Raw genomic sequence first — 18,426 nt, 5'->3', positions numbered from 1 at the left:
AGATGAAACAACACTGGCAACAGGCCGGTCAGAAGGTAAAACCCGGCCTGAAAATCGCAGGTAAACTGGTCCTGCTGACCGCGTTACGGTTCGGCCCGGCAGGTGTGGCGGGTTGGGCGATCAAATCCGTTGCCCGCAAACCGGTCAGAATGGTGCTGGCCGTGGCGCTCGAACCGCTGCTGCAAAAGGTGGCAAAACGGCTATCTCGCCGCTACTTATCCCAATAATTCCTGCTGGCGTTAGCCCTTTCCCTGACGGGGGAGGGACTGGCGACGGTTAACCGCATTTCCTCTTTTCCCGGTTCTTTCTTTGCGGCAGCTCACAATATTGCGCTGAGCTGCTTTGCAATCACCTTTTTCTCCTTTCTGGTCCGTTGACAGATATTTTTCATGGGAGTAGATTGCCACTTCGTGGGACCGCTACCATGGAAAATGAAATGAATACAAAAATTAAAGAACTCATTAATCTTGTTTACGGGGAAACGTTTTCTGATGCCCATCTTAATGTGCTGCTGGAAAATATTGGAAATGCCGCTTCTGTTATTACGGAAAAACGTAAAACGGGTTGGGATGAAAAAGACGTTGTCCTGATTACCTATGCCGATCAGTTTTCAGCGAAAGGGGAGAAGGCGCTACCGGTGTTTACACGTTTTTATAACAGGTGGCTTTCTCGTTCTTTTTCTCATGTTCATCTCTTGCCTTTTTATCCATGGTCTTCGGACGACGGGTTTTCTGTTATTGATTATCACGAGGTTGCACCGGAAACCGGAACGTGGCGAGACGTTGCCGAATTAAAAAAGTCAGCCAGTTTAATGTTCGATTTCGTATGCAACCATATGTCAGCCAAAAGCAAATGGTTCGCTAATTACCTGAAGCAAATGCCAGGATATGAAGATTTCTTTATTTCTGTCGATCCTGAAACAGACTTATCCGCGGTGACGCGTCCGCGTGCCTTACCGCTTCTTACGCCTTTCACGCTGCATGACGGCAGCGTGCGACACCTGTGGACCACCTTCAGCGAGGACCAGGTCGATCTCAATTTCGCCTCTCCGCATGTGCTGATCGCGATGGTCGACGTGCTGCTGCATTACCTGATTGAAGGGGCGCGATACATTCGTCTGGATGCGGTGGGATTCATGTGGAAAATACCCGGAACAAACTGCATCCACCTTGAGCAAACTCACCAGCTCATCCAGCTTTTCCGCGCGATTACCCAGGCTGTCGCCCCTGGAACGGTGATTATTACCGAGACGAACGTTCCGCATAAAGATAACGTTGCTTACTTCGGTGACGGCGAAAATGAAGCGCAGATGGTTTATCAGTTCTCTTTGCCCCCGCTGGTGCTGCATGCGGTGCATTCTCAGGACGTCGGGACGCTGAGCCAGTGGGCAGCGTCGCTGACGTTGCCTTCCACGAAAACCACCTGGTTTAACTTCCTGGCCTCGCATGACGGGATTGGTCTAAATCCGTTACGCGGAATTTTACCCGAGTCGGAAATCCTCACGCTTGTGGAAAAACTTCAGGCTGAAGGGGCGTTGGTTAACTGGAAAAATAACCCGGATGGTACACGTAGTCCTTATGAAATTAATGTGACCTATCTGGATGCTTTAAGTACGCGTGACGGTCTTGATAGCGATCGGATTGCCCGGTTTATTCTGGCGCATGCCGTACTTTTAAGCTTCCCCGGCGTGCCTGCGGTTTATATCCAGAGCATTCTCGGTTCCCGTAATGATTATGCTGGTGTTGAACGCCTGGGATATAACCGTGCGATTAATCGTGAGAAATACACGGCAGGACAAATTGATGGCCTCCTTGAAGATAAAAATAGCCTGCGCTCTCAGGTCTATCTCTCGTTAAGCCAGTTAATCGCGCTGCGTCGGGCGGAGAAAGCATTCCATCCTGACAGTGAAGCTTATTTCAGTGCGTCAGGTAAACATGTTTTAAAAATCGTTCGCGTGGCGGATTGTGGTGAGAAAGTAACGGCGCTGTTTAATTTCAGTGATGGCATTCAAACGGTAGAATCCGATATTCATTCCGGAACGGAATTGATTTCCGGGAAAGATATTACAGATAAAACGCTGACCCTATATCCATGGCAGGTGTTGTGGATTAAAGAAAACTAAAAAGGACCTTAAAAATGAAAATGCCCAGAATTGTGCTGATTTCAGCACTGGTTTCGTGCGCCTTGTTATCAGGGTGCAAGGACGACAAAAAGTCTGCTGTCACCATTGAGTTTATGCACTCGTCAGTCGAGCAGGAGCGCCAGGCGGTTATCACGAAGCTTATCGAAAAGTTCGAGAAAGAGAACCCCGGCATCACGGTGAAACAGGTGCCGGTAGAAGAGGATGCTTACAACACCAAGGTTATTACGCTCGCCAGAACGGGCGCGCTGCCAGAGGTGATTGAAGTCAGCCATGACTACGCGAAAGTCATGGACAAGGAACAGCTGCTGGATCGCAAAGCTATCGTCGAAGCCATTAAAGCGGTAGGCGAGGACACCTTCTATGACGGTATCTTGCGTGTTGTTCGTACGGAAGACGGTTCTGCCTGGACGGGTGTGCCAGTCAGCGCCTGGCTATCCGGCGTCTGGTATCACAAAGATGCGCTGGCTGCGGCGGGTATCCAGGAGCCGCATAATTGGGCGCAGCTGCTGAAAGCCAGCCAGAGCCTTAACGACCCGGCCAAAAAACATTACGGCATTGCGCTGCCCACCGCGGAAAGCGTGATGACGGAGCAGGCATTCTCCCAGTTTGCGCTTTCTGGCGGCGCGAACGTTTTTGATGCCAAAGGGAACGTCAACATCGATACCCCTGAAATGGCAAAAGCCCTGGCGTTTTATAAAGATCTGGCCGCGACCACCATGCCGGGTTCAAACGACGTCATGGAGATCAAAGATGCCTTCATGAACGGTTCTGCGCCGATGGCGGTTTACTCCACCTACATCCTTCCGGCGGTATTCCAGGACGGAAACCCTGCCAACCTGGGCTTCGTCGTCCCAACAGAAACCTCTTCTGCCGTTTACGGCATGGTCACGTCGCTGACGATTACCACCGGTCAAACCGAAGATGAGACTCAGGCGGCTGAAAAGTTTGTGACCTGGATGGAGCAGGCTCAAAACGCAACCGACTGGGTCATGATGTCGCCCGGCGCGGCACTGCCGGTGAACAAGCTGGTGGTGGGCACCGATACATGGAAAAACAACGATGTGATTAAAGCGTTTGGGCAACTGCCTTACGAACTGATTGCGCAGTTCCCTAATGTGCAGGTGTTTGGCGCCGTGGGCGACAAAAACTTCACTCGCATGGGCGACGTTACCGGGTCCGGCATCATCAGTTCCATGGTGCATAACGTCACGGTGGGGAAAAAAGATCTCAGCAACACGCTTAGTAACAGCCAGAAGCGTTTGACCGATCTGATTTCACAACGATAGGAGCGCTCTGCGGAAGGAAATTATGAAGACGTTGTTTTCTGGTCGTTCAGATATGCCTTTCGCCATGCTGCTGTTGGCCCCCAGCCTGATTTTGCTGGGGGGCCTGGTGGCCTGGCCAATGATTTCCAATATTGAAATCAGTTTCTTACGTCTGCCGCTTAACCCGCGCATTAGCGCTGTGTTTGTCGGGCTGGATAATTACATTCGCATTCTCAGTGATGCAGCATTCTGGCACTCGCTGTGGATGACGTTCTGGTACACCGCACTGGTGGTGATCGGCAGCACGGGGTTGGGGCTGGCGGTGGCGATCTTCTTTAACCGTGAATTCCGTCTGCGGAAAACGGCACGTTCACTGGTGATTTTGTCCTACGTCACCCCGTCCATTTCGCTGGTGTTTGCATGGAAATACATGTTCAACAACGGCTACGGCATTGTGAACTATCTGGGCGTTGACCTGCTGCATCTGTATGACCAGGCGCCGCTGTGGTTCGACAATCCTGGCAGCAGCTTTGTACTGGTGGTGCTGTTCGCCATCTGGCGCTACTTCCCGTACGCGTTCATTTCGTTCCTCGCGATTTTGCAGACCATTGATAAGTCGCTGTATGAAGCGGCGGAAATGGACGGCGCGAATGCCTGGCAGCGTTTTCGAATCGTTACGCTGCCCGCGATTATGCCGGTGCTGGCAACGGTGGTGACGCTCCGCACTATCTGGATGTTCTACATGTTTGCGGATGTCTACCTGTTGACGACCAAGGTCGATATTTTGGGCGTCTACCTCTACAAAACCGCATTCGCTTTCAACGATTTGGGTAAGGCTGCGGCGATCTCTGTCGTGCTGTTCGTGATCATCTTCGCGGTGATTCTGCTGACCAGAAAAAGGGTAAACCTCAATGGCAACAAATAAACGCGTACTGAGCCGTATTGGTTTTTATCTCGGGCTGGCGGTGTTTCTGGTCATCACGCTGTTCCCGCTCTTCGTGATGCTGATGACGTCATTTAAGAGCGCGAAAGAGGCGATATCGCTTAACCCGACCATTTTGCCGCAGGCGTGGACGCTTCAGCATTACGTCGACATCTTTAATCCGCTGATTTTCCCGTTCGTGGACTATTTCAAAAACAGCATGGTGGTGTCGCTGATCTCCTCGGTAATTGCCGTATTTCTCGGCACGCTGGGGGCTTACGCCCTGTCCAAACTGCGTTTTAAGGGCCGCACGACGATCAATGCGAGTTTCTACACCGTCTACATGTTCTCCGGGATATTGCTGGTGGTGCCGCTGTTCAAAATCATCACTGCCCTTGGGATCTACGACACCGAGCTGGCGCTGATTATCACCATGGTGACCCAAACGTTACCGACAGCGGTGTTCATGCTGCGCAGCTATTTCGACACCATCCCGGACGAAATCGAAGAAGCCGCGATGATGGACGGCCTTAACCGCCTGCAAATCATCTTTCGCATCACCGTGCCGCTGGCGATTTCCGGGCTCGTGTCGGTGTTTGTCTACTGCTTCATGGTGGCGTGGAACGACTATCTGTTTGCGTCCATTTTCCTGTCCAGCGCCAGCCATTTCACCTTGCCGGTTGGGCTGAACACGCTCTTTAGCACGCCAGATTATATCTGGGGTCGCATGATGGCGGCATCGCTGGTGACGGCGCTTCCGGTTGTCATCATGTACGCCCTGTCTGAACGTTTTATTAAAAGTGGTTTGACCGCCGGTGGCGTGAAGGGCTGAGGCGGCCAATTTAACAAGGAGTCAGTCATGAAAAAATTAGTTGCGACAGCGCCTCGTGTAGCGGCGCTGGTGGAATATGAAGATCGTCCGGTTGCCGTCCATGAAGTGAAAATTCGCGCCCGCTTTGGCGCGCCGAAACACGGTACCGAAGTGGTGGATTTCCGCGCCGCCAGTCCGTTTATCGATGAAGAGTTCAATGCGGAGTGGCAGATGTTTACCCCGCGTGAAGAGGGGGCGGCCCGCGGGATCGAATTCGGTAAGTTCCAGCTGGGCAATATGATTGTTGGCGAGATTATCGAATGCGGTGCTGACGTCACGGAATACCAGATCGGCGACAGCGTCTGCTGCTACGCACCGCTGCAGGAAACGGTGATCGTTAACGCGGTGAATAACTATAAGCTGCGCAAAATGCCGCAGGGCGCCTCCTGGAAAAACGCCGTTTGCTACGATCCGGCGCAGTTCGCCATGAGCGGCGTGCGTGATGCCAACGTCCGCGTGGGCGACTTTGTTGTCGTGGTCGGTCTGGGAGCCATTGGGCAAATTGCGATCCAGCTGGCGAAAAAAGCCGGTGCGTCAATCGTCATCGGCGTCGACCCTATCGAACACCGCTGTGAGATTGCCCGCCGTCATGGGGCAGACCACTGTCTGAACCCAATCGGCACCGATGTCGGTCTGGAAATCAAAAAGCTGACCGGGAAGCAGGGCGCGGACGTGATCATCGAAACCAGCGGCTTTGCAGATGCACTGCAGTCCGCGCTGCGCGGGCTCGCCTATGGCGGCACTATCTCCTACGTAGCCTTCGCGAAACCGTTCGCGGAAGGCTTTAACCTTGGCCGCGAAGCGCATTTCAATAACGCGAAGATTGTCTTCTCCCGCGCCTGTAGCGAACCCAACCCGGATTACCCGCGCTGGAACCGTAAACGTATTGAAGAGACCTGCTGGGAACTGCTGATGAACGGCTATCTAAATTGTGAAGATCTCATCGACCCGGTCGTCACCTTCACCACCACCCCGGAAAGCTACATGAAGTATGTCGATCAGCACCCGGAACTGAGCATCAAAATGGGCGTCACTTTTTAAGCTAAGGACAGCAAATCATGAAGATCGCAACACAAAACCAGGCCTTTTTCCCGGTCAGTATCATGGAGAAATTCCAGTACATCAAAGCGATGGGTTTTGATGGCTACGAAATTGACGGCAAGCTGCTGGTGGAAAACCTCTCCGAGGTAAAAGCGGCGATTAAAGCCACCGGTCTGCCGGTGACGACGGCCTGCGGCGGATACGATGGCTGGATTGGCGACTTCATCGAAGAACGTCGTCTGAACGGGTTACAGCAGATTGAACGTATCCTGGAAGCGCTGGCGGAAGTGGGCGGCAAGGGCATTATCGTGCCTGCTGCCTGGGGGATGTTTACCTTCCGTCTGCCGCCAATGACCTCCCCGCGCAGCCTGGACGGTGACCGCAAAGCCGTAAGCTCCTCCCTGCGCTTTCTGGATGAGGTGGCTGCGCGCACCGGAACGACCGTCTATCTGGAGCCGCTGAACCGCTATCAGGATCACATGATCAACACCCTGGCTGACGCGCGTCGCTATATCGAAGAGAACGGCCTGAAGCACGTGCAGATCATCGGCGATTTCTATCATATGAACATCGAAGAAGACTCGCTGACGGATGCGTTGCATCAGCACCGCGATCTGCTGGGCCATGTGCACATCGCAGATAACCACCGCTACCAGCCGGGCAGCGGCAGCCTCGATTTTGCCAGCCTGTTCGATCGGCTGCGTGCTGATAACTACCGGGGTTACGTGGTGTATGAGTGCCGTGTTCGCGCCGAGGATCCGGCTCGGGCATACCGGGACTCGCTCACTTATCTGCGTAAATGCTGAGGATGACGAGCGTGATGAGTGCTTCTACACCTTCGCCTCTGCGCGTCGCCATCATTGGCGCCGGACAGGTCGCGGATAAAGTACATGCCTCGTATTACGCCACGCGCAGTGATGTTCAGATGGTGGCTGTCATGGACAGCCATCCTGAACAGGCTCGGGCGTTTGCGGAACGTCATGGTATTTCCTCGGCATGGCAGGATGCGCGAGAGATGCTCGAGGCGGTTAAGCCGGATGTGGTGAGCGTCTGTTCGCCTAACCGGTTCCATTTCGGGCACGTCATGGCAGCGCTGGAAGCAGGCTGCCACGTGATGTGTGAAAAACCGCCTGCTATGACGCCGCAGGAGGCCGATCGGATGCGCATGGCCGCGCGCAAGGCGGGAAAAGTGCTGGCGTATGATTTTCACCATCGTTTTGCTCTCGATACGCAACTGCTGCGTGAAGCTGTGATAAAGGGGGAAATGGGCGAAATTTATTACACCACGGCGCAGGCGCTACGCCGCTGCGGGGTTCCCGGCTGGGGCGTCTTTACCAACAAAACGCTTCAGGGCGGTGGGCCGCTGATTGATATCGGCATCCATATGCTCGATGCCGCGATGTACGTGCTGGGGTTCCCGGCGGTAAAAAAGGTGACGGCACACAGCTTCCAGAGGCTGGGAAATCGTAAAAGCAGCGGCCAGTTTGGCGAGTGGGATCCCACGCAGTTTACCGTTGAAGATGCTCTGTTTGGCACCATTGAATTTTGTAACGGCGGCATTCTGCGTCTGGACACGTCGTTTGCGCTCAATATCCGCGAACAATCCATCATGAACGTCGCATTTTGCGGTGAAAAGGCGGGCGCCATGCTGTTCCCGGCGCACATCTACAACGACGAAGCCGGTACTTTAGTCACCCTCACGCAGCGTGAAGAGGCTGACGATCGGCGTCATATGCGCAGTATGGATGCCTTCGTACGGCATGTGCAGGGAGAGCCCGTCATGATCGCTGATGCGGAGCAGGGGCTGGTTATCCAGCAGCTCGTCGCCGCGCTGTATGAATCAGCAGAAACAGGGGAAAGCGTGACGTTATGCTAAACGTGTCTGTATTAACCGATCCGGGCTTTTGTCCACACAGCCTGAATAAATACGCCTCCATCATGGCCTGCGGTAATGGCTACATGGGGATCCGCGCTGCGCACGAAGAAGATTACACCCAGCAAACCAGAGGCATGTATCTTGCGGGCCTCTATCATCGTGCTGGTCGCAACGAGACCACTGAGCTGATCAATCTGCCGGATATCATCGGTATCGATGTTGAGCTGGATGGCTTCAATTTCACGCTCCTGTCAGGCGAAATCCTCGAGTGGCAGCGCGAGCTGGCGTTTGCTAATGGGGAGCTTCGTCGCAGCGTCGTCTGGCGCTCGCCTGACGGGAAACGCTATCGTCTGGAGAGCCGTCGTTTTGTGTCGCTAGACCAGTTGCCCTTAGTGGCCATGCAGCTTTCGATTACACCGCTCGATGCCGCCACGCAGGCCGTGCTGCAAACCGGCATTGACGCAACGCAAACGAACAGCGGCAGACAGCATCTGGATGAAATGTCGGTCAGAGTGTTCGACCAGCAATATATGCAGGGCGTGTATGAAACGCAGGACCGCGCGTCTGAGATTGTTGTTTCAGCATATTGTCAGCTCTCCGCGAAGAGCGATAGCTGTTTCACCGCCAAAAATCGTCGTCTCAGCGTTCATCATTCGCTGACGATTGCTAAGGGTGACACTGTCACGCTTGAAAAAATCGTCTGGGTGGCACATCGCAGTGATAAAGCACTGTCGCAGGCCTCGTTCGCCCGAAACGCGCTGGCCGATCTTAAGGTCTGTGCGGCAAGAGGCTACGACGCCTTGCTTGAGAGTTCGGCGTGTGCCTGGCAAGAGGTCTGGCGTAACGCTCGGGTGGAGGTGGACTCTACGGAACATCAGGATCAGATGGCGCTGGATTACGCCGTCTGGCATTTGACGACCATGACGCCAGCCCATGATGAGCGAAGCAGTATCGCCGCCAAAGGGCTGACGGGAGAGGGGTATAAAGGCCACGTCTTCTGGGATACCGAAATTTTCCTGCTGCCTTTCCATCTCTTCACGCGACCTCAAATCGCTCGTAGTCTGCTGCGCTATCGTTGGCTCAACCTGGCCGGGGCGCGGGAAAAAGCCCGTCGCAACGGCTGGCCCGGCGCGTTGTTCCCATGGGAAAGCGCCGCCAGCGGGCTGGAAGAGACGCCGGAGTTCGCGGCTATCAACATCCGAACCGGCACGCGCCAGAAGGTGGCCTCCGCGCTGGCGGAACACCACATCGTGGCGGACATTGCCTGGGCCGTCGTCGCTTACTGGCAGGCGACGCAGGATGAGACCTTTATGCGAAACGAAGGCCTGACGCTGCTGATGGAAACCGCCGCGTTCTGGATGGGCCGCGCGACGGAAATTAATGGTCGTCTCGAAATCCATGACGTTATCGGACCGGACGAATACACCGAGCATGTGAACAACAACGCGTATACCAACTATCTGGCCTGGCACAACGTCGCCTGCGCTCGCCAGTTTATGGCGATGTTTGGGCGCGAGGATGAAGGTTTTACGCAGAAAGCGACACGGTTCCTGACGTGCTTATGGCTGCCGGAGGCCAATCCAGACGGTGTGATCCCGCAGGATGATACCTTCATGGCCAAACCGGCCATTGATCTCAGCCGCTACAAAGCCAAAGCGGGGAAGCAGACCATTCTGCTCGATTATTCCCGCGCGGAAGTCAACGACATGCAGATCCTTAAGCAGGCCGATGTGGTGATGCTTACCTACCTGTTGCCGGAGCGGTTTACCCCGCAGCAGTGCGCCGCCAATCTGGCGTTCTACGAGCCCCGCACGATCCATGACTCTTCGCTGAGCAAGGCCATTCACGGCATTGTGACTGCCCGCTGTGGTGACACCGAAGGTGCCTACGCCTTCTGGCGCGATGGCGTCGCCATCGATCTTGGTGACGACCCGCACAGCTGCGATGACGGAATTCACGCCGCTGCGACCGGCGCTATCTGGTCCGGCGTCATTCAGGGCTTTGCCGGTATGCAGATAGTGGATGGGGAGCTACATCTTTCGCCCAGGTTGCCGGCTCACTGGCGAAGACTGGCATTCCCGCTGCGCTGGCGGAACGCAACGCTGCACTTTACCTGTGAAAACGAGGTGTTAACCATTGAAGCTTCGGCACCTTCCATGCTGACGCTGTGGGGCAAGACGTTACACGTATCGGGGCGGACAGTTTGCGCTTATAAGGATTTTCTTGCACCTGTTAATGGGACCGCTACCACGGAGGGGCACCATGACGCTTAAGGCGGTTGTATTCGATCTGGACGGTGTGATCACCGATACCGCACACCTCCATTTTCTGGCCTGGCGTGCAGTGGCGGACGAAATCGGCATCACCTTCGACGAAGCGTTTAACGAACAGCTGAAGGGCATTAGCCGCATGGATTCCCTGCAGCGCATCCTGAAGCATGGCGGGAAAGAGGGGATGTTCAGCCATGAGCAGTGCCTCGCGCTGGCGACGAAAAAGAACGCGCTCTATGTCCAGTCTCTGGCGTCGCTGACGGAGGATTCACTGCTTCCGGGTATTCGCGACGTCCTGGCGGATATCCGTGCGGCGAAGGTCAAAATTGGGCTCGCCTCCGTATCCCTGAATGCCCCGGGGATCCTGCACGCGCTGGGCATTCATCAGGCCTTCGATTTTTGCGCCGATGCTTCCCGTATTCGCCGCTCAAAGCCAGACCCGGAGATCTTCCTTGCTGCCTGTGCAGGCCTGAATGTGCGTCCTGACGAGGCTATAGGTATCGAAGATGCACCTGCAGGCGTTGAGGCGATCAACGCGGCGGGAATGCTATCGGTTGGGATTGGATCTGGCCTGAACCATGCGGGTTTACAACTTCATTCAACGCGGGAACTGACCTGGAAATGCCTGGCCGAGTTTTGGGCATCCCGGACGTATTGATAAGGAATTAACAATGGCTCAACTGTCCCTGAAACACATTCAGAAAATCTATGATAACCAGGTCCACGTGGTTAAGGATTTCAGTCTCGAAATAGAAGACAAGGAGTTCATCGTCTTCGTCGGGCCTTCGGGCTGCGGGAAATCCACGACGCTGCGCATGATTGCCGGTCTGGAGGAGATCAGCGCGGGTGAACTGATTATTGACGGGGTGTGCATGAATGACGTGCCCGCCAAGTCACGCGATATCGCGATGGTGTTCCAGAACTATGCGCTTTATCCGCATATGACGGTCTACGACAACATGGCGTTCGGCCTGAAGATGCAAAAAATTGCGCCTGTGGTTATCGACGAGCGCGTTAACTGGGCGGCACAGATCCTCGGATTACGCGAGTACCTCAAGCGTAAACCGGGCGCGCTGTCCGGCGGCCAGCGACAGCGCGTGGCGTTGGGCAGGGCGATCGTGCGCGAAGCGGGCGTGTTCCTGATGGATGAACCGCTCTCCAACCTTGATGCCAAGCTTCGCGTGCAGATGCGGGCTGAAATCAGCAAGTTGCACCAGAAGCTCAACACCACGATGATTTACGTGACCCACGACCAGACGGAAGCCATGACGATGGCGACCCGCATCGTGATCTTAAAAGACGGCATTATTCAGCAGGTCGGCGCTCCGAAGCAGGTATACAACGAACCGGCAAACATGTTTGTTGCTGGGTTTATTGGATCGCCAGCCATGAACTTTATTCGCGGTGCTATCGACGATCGCTATTTCGTCACGGAAACGCTGCGTCTGGCGATCCCGGAAGACAAGCTCGCTTCACTGAATGCCGCAGGGTATCAGCGCAAAGCGGTGGTGTTTGGGATCCGCCCGGAAGATATTCTCACTCTGCAGAGCAGTGGTAAAAATATCGCGGCGAAAGTCAGCGTAGCCGAACTGACCGGCGCGGAATTCATGCTTTACGCCACCGTTGGCGGTCATGAGCTGGTGGTTCGCGCTGGCGCGGCGAATGATTATGCCGCAGGGGATAATATCAACATCCAGTTCGATATGAATAAGTGCCATTTCTTCGACGCTGAAACCGAAGCGGCTATTAGATAAGAAAGGTGTTCGCCGGAAATGCAAATTTCCGGTTTTTTTGTTTGTTACTTATAAAGGGAAAATTAAATGAGTACTCTACTAAGAAGTGCTGCGCTCGTTCTGTGCGCAGGAGTTAGCTGTGCACAAGCATCAGAAGCAGCTAAACAGTGGGAATTTAATATTGGCGCAATGTATGAAATCGAAAACGTCGAGGGGCAGGGCGACGATAAAGATGGATTATATGAACCTTCCGTGTGGTTTAATGCAACCTGGGATGCGTGGACTATTTCGCTGGCGATGTATCAGGAGGGGCCGGTTGATTACAGCAGTATGACCCGTGGAACCTATTTCGATCGTCCTGAATTTCAATTACGCTATCGCTTTATCGGAACCGAAAATTTCACCTTCGGTCTGACCGGCGGTTTCCGTAATTATGGTTATCACTTTAAAGATGAGCACGGTGCCAAAGACGGCAGCGCTAATATGCAGCGCTACAAAGTTCAACCTGACTGGGATATTAAATTAACCGACGACTGGCGTTTTGGCGGCTGGTTTGCCATGTATCAGTTTGCTAACGATCTGCAAAAAACCGGCTATGCTGACAGCCGCGTTGAAACCGAAACGGGCTTTACCTGGACCATTAACGAAACCTTTGCGGCTAAAGTGAATTATTATTTAGAGCGCGGCTTCAATATGGACAGTTCCCGTAATAACGGCGAGTTTTCTACTCAGGAAATTCGTGCCTATCTGCCCATTTCGTTAGGCCAGACCACCTTAACGCCTTATACCCGCCTGGGGCTCGATCGCTGGTCGAACTGGGACTGGCAGGACGATCCTGAGCGTGAAGGACACGATTTCAACCGACTCGGTCTCCTCTACGCTTACGATTTCAACAATGGTTTATCCATGACGCTGGAATACGCGTATGAGTGGGAAAACCACGATGAAGGCGAGAGCGACCGCTTCCACTACGCGGGGGTTGGCGTAAACTACGCGTTCTGACCGACTGCACGCCAGGGGCACTTCGCCCCTGGTTTTAGCGAAGGGAAGCAGCCAACAAAAAGTGGGTATCAACCAGCACTTTTTGCGGTGCGGGCTGACCCGCAATACGCCTGAAAAGAAGATCGCAGCTCTCTTCGCCCAGTTTTCGGGTCGGGATATCGAAGCCGCCAGGTGCGGGCGTTAAAATGAGAGACAGCATCGGGTCACTGTATCCGGCGATGACCACCTGCTCCGGGATCATCAGGTTCAACTCATCCGCCGCGCGATAGAGGCTAAGTAACTTCATGCTGTCGGTAGCGAATACTGCATCAGGCGGCGTGGGTGAAGACAACAATTCCAGCGCCGCCGTAAGCGCACTCTCATGGGTATAACCGCCATCCCTGATCCAGTCCGGGTTAAGGGCAATATGGTGCTTTTCCAGACTGGCTTTATAGCCCGCAAGACGATCGATCGAAACATGATAATCAAGCGGGGCATGCAGACAGGCAATTTTACGGCGTCCGTTTTTAATAAAGGTTTCGGTCAGCGTGGCGCTGTCATGGAAATTATCCGTGTCGACGGAATAGATATTTTGATACTCACCTTCGACTTTGCCGATAACCACTACCGGTACGCCATACGCATCCAGCGTGGTGAAAAAGGATTCATTTGCCGGTGAACTCAGCATAATGATCCCTTTGATCATCTTCTGTTTTATTTTACTCACGCATTTCAGCAAATCATCTTCACTGCTTTTTGACGTTTGTAAAATAACGTCAAATCCTTCTTCTTCCGCTTTTGCCGTAATGGCATGCAGGACATCGGAGAAAAAAGGATTACCGGCAGTGGTTTTGGTTGAACGGGTCGAAATAACCATAATGGCATCGAAACCTGAAGAGGTCAGGGCGCGGGCCAGTTTGTTGGGCTGATAATTTAATTCGTCAATCGCCTTCAGCACTTTTTCACGCGCTTCGGGAGAGATATTCGTTTGTTTATTCAGAACGCGGGAAACGGTTGATTTCGATACGCCCGCAACCCGTGCGATATCATAGATGGTGGGTGACATACACCTTACTCACTCCGGACTGACAGCAATGCTGTTCATCTTACTGGAGAGAAAACGGCAATAGCAATAAATAAGAATTGATAATCAACGATCTGCCCCCATTTATTGTATTCTGAAGCCATGCATTCAAGGCTTCCAGGCAACGAAGGACGGCGATGAAGCGACTTAAAAACGAAATCAATTCACTGGTGAACCGTGGCGTTGACCGTCATCTGCGTCTGGCCGTGACGGGGCTAAGCCGCAGCGGTAAGACGGCGTTTATCACCGCGATGGTGAACCAGCTCCTGAACCTGCACGCCGGGGCGCGTCTGCCGCTGCTCAGCGCGGTGCGGGAAGAACGCCTGCTGGGCGTGAAGCGCGTTCCTCAGCGTGATTTTGGGATTCCACGTTTTACCTATGACGAAGGGCTGGCGCAGCTCTACGGCGATCCGCCCACGTGGCCGACGCCGACGCGAGGGGTGAGTGAAATTCGCCTCGCGCTGCGCTTTCGCTCGAATGAATCCCTGATGCGCCACTTCAAGGATACCTCTACGCTGTACCTTGAAATCGTCGATTACCCCGGTGAATGGTTGCTCGACCTGCCGATGCTGGCGCAGGATTACCTCAGCTGGTCCCGCCAGATGACGGGGCTGTTGCAGGGGCAGCGCGCCGGGTGGTCGGCCAAATGGCGACAGCTGTGCGAAGGCCTGGACCCGCTTGCACCGGCCGATGAAAACCGTCTGGCGGCCATTGCCGAAGCCTGGACGGCGTATCTGCACCAGTGCAAGCAGGAAGGGTTGCACTTCATTCAGCCGGGTCGCTTTGTTCTGCCGGGTGATTTAGCGGGCGCCCCTGCGCTTCAGTTCTTCCCCTGGCCGGACGTGGATAGGGTGGGCGAGTCGAAGCTGGCGCAGGCCGACAGGCACACTAACGCCGGGATGCTGCGCGAGCGTTACAATTACTACTGTGAAAAAGTAGTCAAGGGATTCTATAAAAACCACTTTTTGCGATTTGACCGTCAGATTGTGCTGGTGGATTGTCTGCAGCCGCTCAACAGCGGGCCGCAGGCCTTCAACGATATGCGCCTGGCGCTGACGCAGCTGATGCAAAGTTTTCACTACGGGCAGCGGACGCTGTTTCGCCGTCTGTTCTCCCCGGTGATCGACAAACTGCTCTTTGCGGCCACCAAGGCCGATCACGTCACTGTCGACCAGCATGCCAATATGGTATCGCTGCTGCAGCAGCTGGTGCAGGACGCCTGGCAAAACGCCGCCTTCGAAGGGATCGGCATGGATTGCCTTGGGCTTGCGTCCGTGCAGGCAACGCAAAGCGGGCTGATCGATCTTAACGGCGAGAAAATACCGGCATTACGCGGGAACCGGCTCAGCGACGGTGAACCGCTTACCGTCTATCCGGGCGAAGTGCCTGCGCGGCTGCCGGGTCAGGCCTTCTGGCAGAACCAGGGCTTCCAGTTTGAAGCCTTCCGCCCGCAGGCAATGAGCGTCGATCGGCCATTACCACACATCCGTCTGGATGCGGCGCTGGAGTTTTTGATTGGAGATAAATTGCGATGACGGAACCGTTAAAACCGCGCATAGACTTTACCGGAACGCTTGAGCAGCCTCCTCAGGAGGCGTTTAAAACCGCGCAGACGTTCAGCGGCACGCAGGCTGATAACTTTGCTCCGGCCCTGACAGAGGAGCCCGGCGTCGAGGAAGGTCCGGCAGAGGCGGTTGTGGAAGCCGCTCTGCGTCCAAAACGCAGCCTGTGGCGCAGGATGGTCACCGCCGGTCTGGCGCTGTTTGGCGTAAGCGTGGTTGGGCAGGGTGTGCAGTGGACGATGAATGCCTGGCAAACTCAGGACTGGGTCGCGCTGGGCGGATGTGCCGCGGGCGCGCTGATTGTGGGAGCGGGTATCGGGTCGGTTGCCACCGAGTGGCGGCGGCTCTGGCGTTTACGCCAGCGCGCGCACGAGCGTGATGAAGCGCGGGATCTGCTCCACAGTCACGGCACCGGTAAAGGCCGCGCGTTCTGTGAAAAGCTGGCCAGCCAGGCGGGAATCGATCAGTCGCATCCGGCGCTTCAGCGCTGGTATGCCGCCATCCATGAAACCCAGAATGACCGGGAAGTGGTGACGCTCTACTCCCATATGGTTCAGCCGGTACTGGATGCTCAGGCGCGGCGCGAGATCAGCCGCTCTGCGGCAGAATCCACCCTGATGATTGCCGTCAGCCCGCTGGCGCTGGTCGATATGGCCTTTATCGCCTGGCGTAACCTGCGCCTGATCAACCGTATCGCGAACCTTTACGGCATAGAGCTGGGTTACTACAGTCGACTCCGCCTGTTCAAGCTGGTCCTGCTCAATATCGCGTTTGCCGGGGCGAGTGAACTGGTGCGCGAAGTCGGAATGGACTGGATGTCGCAGGATCTGGCGGCGCGTCTTTCCGCTCGTGCCGCGCAGGGTATCGGTGCGGGATTATTGACCGCGCGTTTGGGGATTAAAGCGATGGAAGTCTGCCGTCCGCTGCCGTGGATTGATGGCGATAAGCCCCGGCTGGGGGATTTCAGGCGCGAGCTGATCGGCCAGCTCAAAGAGACGCTCAATAAAAAACCGGCTCCGTGAGGTTTTGTTCACTTATCGTGCTGGCTGTCAATATTTGTTGACAGCCATCTTCCCGATCACCGTGTTCTGGCATATCATTTTACTGTTATTGGCTTAAAACGGTGAATTTCCCATGCGTCTTGAAGTCTTCTGTGAAGACCGTCTCGGTCTGACCCGCGAGTTACTCGATCTTCTTGTTTTACGTAGCATTGATTTACGTGGCATTGAGATCGATCCTGTCGGGCGAATTTACCTCAATTTTGCCGAAATTGAATTTAATACCTTCAGCAGCCTGATGGCGGAAATCCGCCGTATCGCTGGCGTTACGGATGTACGCACCATTCCCTGGATGCCCTCTGAGCGTGAGCATCTGGCGCTGAGCGCGCTGCTGGAAGCGATGCCTGAGCCGTTCCTCTCCCTGGATTTGAAAAGCAAAGTTGAGCGCGTTAACCACGCGAGCTGCCAGCTTTTCGCGCAGAGTCAGGAGAAGCTCAGCAATCATAACGCCGCGCAGCTGATCCCCGGCTTTAACTTCCAGCGCTGGCTGGACAGCAATCCGCAGAACACGCTTAGCGAGCATGTGGTGATTAACGGGCAGAATTTCCTGATGGAGATCACGCCGGTCTATCTGAAAGGGGAAGGGAATACCCGCGTGTTGACCGGGGCGGTGATCATGCTGCGCTCGACGCTACGCATGGGGCGCCAGCTGCAAAACCTCTCCAGTCAGGACGTTGGCGCATTCAGCCAGATTATTGCCGTCAGCCCGAAAATGCGCCATGTGGTTGACCAGGCGCGCAAGCTCGCAAGCCTGACCGCGCCGCTGCTGATTACCGGGGATACCGGCACCGGGAAAGACCTGCTGGCTCATGCGGTGCATCTGGCGAGCCCGCGTGCGGCTAAGCCTTATCTGGCACTTAACTGCGCCTCTATTCCGGAAGACGCCGTTGAAAGCGAGCTGTTTGGTCACGCGCCGGAAGGCAAGAAAGGGTTCTTCGAGCAGGCTAACGGTGGCTCCGTGCTGCTGGACGAAATCGGCGAAATGTCGCCGCGCATGCAGGCTAAGCTGCTGCGTTTCCTGAACGACGGAACCTTCCGCCGCGTCGGTGAGGATCAAGAAGTGCATGTGGACGTGCGCGTCATTTGCGCCACCCAGAAAAACCTGGTGGAACTGGTGCAAAAGGGGATCTTCCGCGAAGATCTCTATTACCGCCTCAACGTCCTGACGCTGAATATTCCCCCGCTGCGCGATTGCCCGCAGGACATCATGCCGCTAACGGAGCTGTTCGTCGCCCGCTTTGCCGACGAGCAGGGGGTGCCGCGTCCGAAGCTGTCTGCCGATCTCGGCACGGTGCTGATGCGCTACGGCTGGCCGGGCAACATTCGCCAGCTTAAAAACGCCGTTTATCGTGCGCTGACCCAGCTGGAAGGCTATGAACTGCGTCCGCAGGATATTCTGTTGCCTGATTACGACGCGGGGACGGTATCGGTTGGCGAAGAGGCGATGGAAGGTTCTCTGGACGATATCACCAGCCGTTTTGAGCGTTCAGTGCTGACGCAGCTGTACCGCAGCTATCCCAGCACCCGCAAGCTGGCAAAACGCCTTGGCGTCTCGCATACCGCGATCGCGAACAAGCTGCGTGAGTACGGTTTGAATCATAAGAAAGGCGACGAATAACA

16 protein-coding genes are annotated in these 18,426 nt (G+C 54.9%); 15 read left to right on the top strand and 1 reads right to left on the bottom strand.

What is annotated here, in order from left to right:
* Positions 1 to 2: 2 nt before the first annotated feature.
* The 12 genes from pspD (at position 3) to ACERY3_RS08620 (ending at position 13,123) form a co-directional block, all read left to right on the top strand.
* Positions 3 to 227 (top strand): phage shock protein PspD, encoded by a 225-nt coding sequence (pspD, locus tag ACERY3_RS08675; RefSeq protein WP_023312043.1) that lies wholly within the window; start codon positions 3 to 5, stop codon positions 225 to 227.
* A gap of 197 nt (positions 228 to 424) precedes the next feature.
* Positions 425 to 2,122, top strand: a complete 1,698-nt coding sequence (locus ACERY3_RS08670) for a sugar phosphorylase (protein ID WP_373225475.1) — start codon at positions 425 to 427, stop codon at positions 2,120 to 2,122.
* Between the two features lie 14 nt (positions 2,123 to 2,136).
* Positions 2,137 to 3,429 (top strand): ABC transporter substrate-binding protein, encoded by a 1,293-nt coding sequence (locus ACERY3_RS08665; RefSeq protein ID WP_373225474.1) that lies wholly within the window; start codon positions 2,137 to 2,139, stop codon positions 3,427 to 3,429.
* 22 nt (positions 3,430 to 3,451) lie between these two features.
* The gene (locus tag ACERY3_RS08660; RefSeq protein ID WP_023312040.1) at positions 3,452 to 4,333 is read left to right on the top strand and encodes a carbohydrate ABC transporter permease; all 882 of its coding nucleotides are present in this window, start codon (positions 3,452 to 3,454) and stop codon (positions 4,331 to 4,333) included.
* Positions 4,320 to 5,162 carry a carbohydrate ABC transporter permease gene (locus ACERY3_RS08655; protein ID WP_373225473.1) on the top strand — a complete coding sequence of 281 codons (843 nt, stop codon included), beginning with the start codon at positions 4,320 to 4,322 and terminating at the stop codon, positions 5,160 to 5,162. Before ACERY3_RS08660 ends, ACERY3_RS08655 begins: the two co-directional genes overlap by 14 nt.
* A 27-nt stretch (positions 5,163 to 5,189) precedes the next feature.
* Positions 5,190 to 6,242 carry a zinc-binding alcohol dehydrogenase gene (locus tag ACERY3_RS08650; RefSeq protein WP_039262906.1) on the top strand — a complete coding sequence of 351 codons (1,053 nt, stop codon included), beginning with the start codon at positions 5,190 to 5,192 and terminating at the stop codon, positions 6,240 to 6,242.
* A 17-nt stretch (positions 6,243 to 6,259) separates the two neighbouring features.
* Positions 6,260 to 7,048 (top strand): sugar phosphate isomerase/epimerase family protein, encoded by a 789-nt coding sequence (locus ACERY3_RS08645; protein ID WP_373225472.1) that lies wholly within the window; start codon positions 6,260 to 6,262, stop codon positions 7,046 to 7,048.
* Positions 7,049 to 7,059: 11 nt separating this feature from the next.
* Complete coding sequence (locus tag ACERY3_RS08640; RefSeq protein WP_373225471.1) at positions 7,060 to 8,118, top strand: Gfo/Idh/MocA family protein; 1,059 nt, start codon at positions 7,060 to 7,062, stop codon at positions 8,116 to 8,118.
* Complete coding sequence (locus ACERY3_RS08635) at positions 8,112 to 10,391, top strand: glycoside hydrolase family 65 protein (protein WP_373225470.1); 2,280 nt, start codon at positions 8,112 to 8,114, stop codon at positions 10,389 to 10,391. Before ACERY3_RS08640 ends, ACERY3_RS08635 begins: the two co-directional genes overlap by 7 nt.
* A complete protein-coding gene (pgmB, locus tag ACERY3_RS08630; protein WP_373225469.1) occupies positions 10,381 to 11,046 on the top strand; it encodes a beta-phosphoglucomutase in 666 nt (221 codons plus the stop codon). Before ACERY3_RS08635 ends, pgmB begins: the two co-directional genes overlap by 11 nt.
* Before the next feature lie 13 nt (positions 11,047 to 11,059).
* A complete protein-coding gene (locus ACERY3_RS08625) occupies positions 11,060 to 12,142 on the top strand; it encodes an ABC transporter ATP-binding protein (protein ID WP_039262901.1) in 1,083 nt (360 codons plus the stop codon).
* 66 nt (positions 12,143 to 12,208) lie between these two features.
* Entirely contained in the window at positions 12,209 to 13,123 is a 915-nt protein-coding gene (locus ACERY3_RS08620; RefSeq protein ID WP_373225468.1) for an OmpG family monomeric porin, read from the top strand.
* Between the two features lie 34 nt (positions 13,124 to 13,157).
* Here the strand turns inward: ACERY3_RS08620 and ACERY3_RS08615 are convergent, their stop codons facing one another.
* Entirely contained in the window at positions 13,158 to 14,168 is a 1,011-nt protein-coding gene (locus ACERY3_RS08615; RefSeq protein WP_194399373.1) for a LacI family DNA-binding transcriptional regulator, read from the bottom strand.
* Between the two features lie 155 nt (positions 14,169 to 14,323).
* Between ACERY3_RS08615 and ACERY3_RS08610 the strand changes: the two genes are divergently transcribed.
* The 3 genes from ACERY3_RS08610 (at position 14,324) to tyrR (ending at position 18,424) form a co-directional block, all read left to right on the top strand.
* Positions 14,324 to 15,721: a YcjX family protein gene (locus ACERY3_RS08610; RefSeq protein WP_373225467.1), complete on the top strand. Its 1,398-nt coding sequence runs from the start codon at positions 14,324 to 14,326 to the stop codon at positions 15,719 to 15,721.
* Entirely contained in the window at positions 15,718 to 16,770 is a 1,053-nt protein-coding gene (locus tag ACERY3_RS08605; protein WP_373225466.1) for a TIGR01620 family protein, read from the top strand. The genes ACERY3_RS08610 and ACERY3_RS08605 overlap by 4 nt, the downstream gene beginning before the upstream one ends.
* A 112-nt stretch (positions 16,771 to 16,882) precedes the next feature.
* Positions 16,883 to 18,424 (top strand): transcriptional regulator TyrR, encoded by a 1,542-nt coding sequence (tyrR, locus tag ACERY3_RS08600; RefSeq protein WP_373225465.1) that lies wholly within the window; start codon positions 16,883 to 16,885, stop codon positions 18,422 to 18,424.
* The last annotated feature ends 2 nt before the right edge of the window (positions 18,425 to 18,426 follow it).

It is taken from the genome of Enterobacter cloacae complex sp. ESBL7 (genome assembly GCF_041679625.1).
GTDB lineage: Bacteria > Pseudomonadota > Gammaproteobacteria > Enterobacterales > Enterobacteriaceae > Enterobacter > Enterobacter asburiae_B.
Note: the sequence above shows the minus strand (reverse complement) of the source record. Positions and strands in the feature narration are given on the sequence as shown.